Genomic DNA, 3422 nt, shown 5'->3' with positions numbered 1-3422 from the left:
GCGGGTCCTTCGTTGGGCCAGGATGATCTTGCCGGTTGGTGGGGGAGTTCTGGTGCCGATCGTATGTTGAGAACTACACAGTGGACGCGAGCATCTTTGATTCGCGTCATCCATGGTCGGCCTTCGGGTTGATGTGGTGTGACGTTGGATCGCAATTTTAATCTTTGTGGTCAAGTTTCTAAGAGCAAACGGTGGATGCCTTGGCATCTGGAGCCGAAGAAGGACGTAGAAATCTGCGATAAGCCTCGGGGAGCTGATAATCGAGCTTTGATCCGAGGATTTCCGAATGGGGAAACCCCGCTGGGCGCTTTTGCGACCTGGTGACTCCCGCCTGAATATATAGGGCGGGTAGAGGGAACGTGGGGAAGTGAAACATCTCAGTACCCACAGGAAGAGAAAACAACATGTGATTCCGTGAGTAGTGGCGAGCGAAAGCGGATGAGGCTAAACCGATCATGTGTGATAGCCGGCGGGCGTTGCATGGTCGGGGTTGTGGGACACGTCACTCAGTTCTGCCGGACTGGGGCGGTTACAGCGCATCATAGTCGAACCGGTTTGAAAGCCGGGCCGTAGTGGGTGCCAGCCCCGTAGACGAAATGGTGTTATGGCCGGATGTGTATCCCAAGTAGCACGGGGCCCGAGAAATCCCGTGTGAATCTGTCAGGACCACCTGATAAGCCTAAATACTCCCAGATGACCGATAGCGGACAAGTACCGTGAGGGAAAGGTGAAAAGTACCCCGGGAGGGGAGTGAAATAGTACCTGAAACCGTTTGCTTACAAACCGTCGGAGCCTCCTTAGTAGGGGTGACGGCGTGCCTTTTGAAGAATGAGCCTGCGAGTTAGTGATATGTGGCGAGGTTAACCCGTGAGGGGCAGCCGTAGCGAAAGCGAGTCTGAATAGGGCGTTTGAGTCGCATGTTCTAGACCCGAAGCGAAGTGATCTATCCATGGCCAGGTTGAAGCGACGGTAAGACGTCGTGGAGGACCGAACCCACTTCAGTTGAAAATGGAGGGGATGAGCTGTGGATAGGGGTGAAAGGCCAATCAAACTTCGTGATAGCTGGTTCTCTCCGAAATGCATTTAGGTGCAGCGTTGCGTGTTTCTCGCCGGAGGTAGAGCTACTGGATGGCCGATGGGCCTCAACAGGTTACTGACGTCAGCCAAACTCCGAATGCCGGTGAGTGAGAGCGCAGCAGTGAGACGGTGGGGGATAAGCTTCATCGTCGAGAGGGAAACAACCCAGACTACCAACTAAGGTCCCTAAGCGTGTGCTAAGTGGGAAAGGATGTGGAGTTGCACAGACAACCAGGAGGTTGGCTTAGAAGCAGCCACCCTTGAAAGAGTGCGTAATAGCTCACTGGTCAAGTGATTCCGCGCCGACAATGTAACGGGGCTCAAGCACACCACCGAAGTTGTAGATTTCGCACTATAGACAAGCCTTCGTGGTTCAGTCGTGCGGAGTGGTAGGAGAGCGTCGTGTGGCGAGTGAAGCGGCGGAGTGATCCAGCCGTGGACGCCACACGAGTGAGAATGCAGGCATGAGTAGCGAAAGACGGGTGAGAAACCCGTCCTCCGAAAGACCAAGGGTTCCAGGGCCAGGTTAATCCGCCCTGGGTAAGTCGGGACCTAAGGCGAGGCCGACAGGCGTAGTCGATGGACAACGGGTTGATATTCCCGTACCGGCGAACAACCGCCCAAGCTAATCCAGTGGTGCTAAGAGTCCTAACCCGGTACATCCGGATCCCTTCGGGGTGATGGTGGCCGGTCTAACGCTCGACCCCATGCTGGTGCGGTTAGCGTATGAACAGGTGTGACGCAGGAAGGTAGCTGAGCCAGGCGATGGTATCCGTAAGGTGAACCTGGTGTAAGGATGTAGGGCTGACGATAGGCAAATCCGTCGTCTGTACGCCTGAGATCCGACGCGTACCCGTAAGGGGAAATCAGTGATCCTATGCTGCCGAGAAAAGCATCGACGCGAGGTTGCAGCCGCCCGTACCCGAAACCGACTCAGGTGGTCAGGTAGAGAATACCAAGGAGATCGAGAGAATCGTGGTTAAGGAACTCGGCAAAATGCCCCCGTAACTTCGGGAGAAGGGGGGCCGGACACGTGACCGGATTTACTCCGTGAGCGTTGAAGGCCGCAGAGACCAGTGGGAAGCGACTGTTTACTAAAAACACAGGTCCGTGCGAAGTCGCAAGACGATGTATACGGACTGACGCCTGCCCGGTGCTGGAAGGTTAAGAGGAAGGGTTAGCCTTTGGGCGAAGCTCTGAATTTAAGCCCCAGTAAACGGCGGTGGTAACTATAACCATCCTAAGGTAGCGAAATTCCTTGTCGGGTAAGTTCCGACCTGCACGAATGGCGTAACGACTTCCCAGCTGTCTCAACCGCGAACTCGGCGAAATTGCACTACGAGTAAAGATGCTCGTTACGCGCAGCAGGACGGAAAGACCCCGTGACCTTTACTACAGTTTGGTATTGGTGTTCGGAGTGGCTTGTGTAGGATAGGTGGGAGACTGTGAAGCGGGCACGCTAGTGTTCGTGGAGTCATTGTTGAAATACCACTCTGGTCACTTTGGATGTCTAACGTAGGACCCTGATCGGGTTCATGGACAGTGCCTGATGGGTAGTTTAACTGGGGCGGTTGCCTCCCAAAGAGTAACGGAGGCGCCCAAAGGTTCCCTCAACCTGGTTGGCAATCAGGTGGCGAGTGTAAGTGCACAAGGGAGCTTGACTGTGAGACTGACAGGTCGAGCAGGGACGAAAGTCGGGACTAGTGATCCGGCAGTGGCTTGTGGAAGCGCTGTCGCTCAACGGATAAAAGGTACCTCGGGGATAACAGGCTGATCTTGCCCAAGAGTCCATATCGACGGCATGGTTTGGCACCTCGATGTCGGCTCGTCGCATCCTGGGGCTGGAGTAGGTCCCAAGGGTTGGGCTGTTCGCCCATTAAAGCGGTACGCGAGCTGGGTTTAGAACGTCGTGAGACAGTTCGGTCCCTATCCGCTGCGCGCGTTGGAAATTTGAGAAGATCTATCCCTAGTACGAGAGGACCGGGATGGACGAACCTCTGGTGTGTCAGTTGTTCTGCCAAGGGCACCGCTGATTAGCTACGTTCGGACCGGATAACCGCTGAAAGCATCTAAGCGGGAAGCCGTCTTCGAGATGAGATTTCCATGCACCTTGAGTGTGAGAGGCTCCCAGCAGACTACTGGGTTGATAGGCCGGATGTGGAAGCGGGGACTAACGACCCGTGGAGCTGACCGGTACTAATAAGCCGAAGACTTGATAACACACTGATTTCCGTGCACTTGTTGCACGGGCTCGCGTCCACTTTGTGGTTCCCGACAGACGATCGGGAATCGAAACTGAATACACCGCTCTGCCCAGAACTCTTGGGTGGTAGTCGGGACAGCTT

Annotated in this window: 1 rRNA gene; it reads left to right on the top strand. The window is 55.0% G+C overall.

Going from position 1 to position 3422, the window contains the following annotated elements:
• The first annotated feature begins 168 nt into the window (after positions 1–168).
• Positions 169–3297: ribosomal RNA gene (locus ITJ56_RS17940) — 23S ribosomal RNA — on the top strand.
• Positions 3298–3422 lie beyond the last annotated feature (125 nt).

The organism is Curtobacterium sp. VKM Ac-1376 (assembly GCF_015351025.1).
Classification (GTDB): Bacteria; Actinomycetota; Actinomycetes; order Actinomycetales; family Microbacteriaceae; genus Curtobacterium.
Note: the sequence above shows the minus strand (reverse complement) of the source record. Positions and strands in the feature narration are given on the sequence as shown.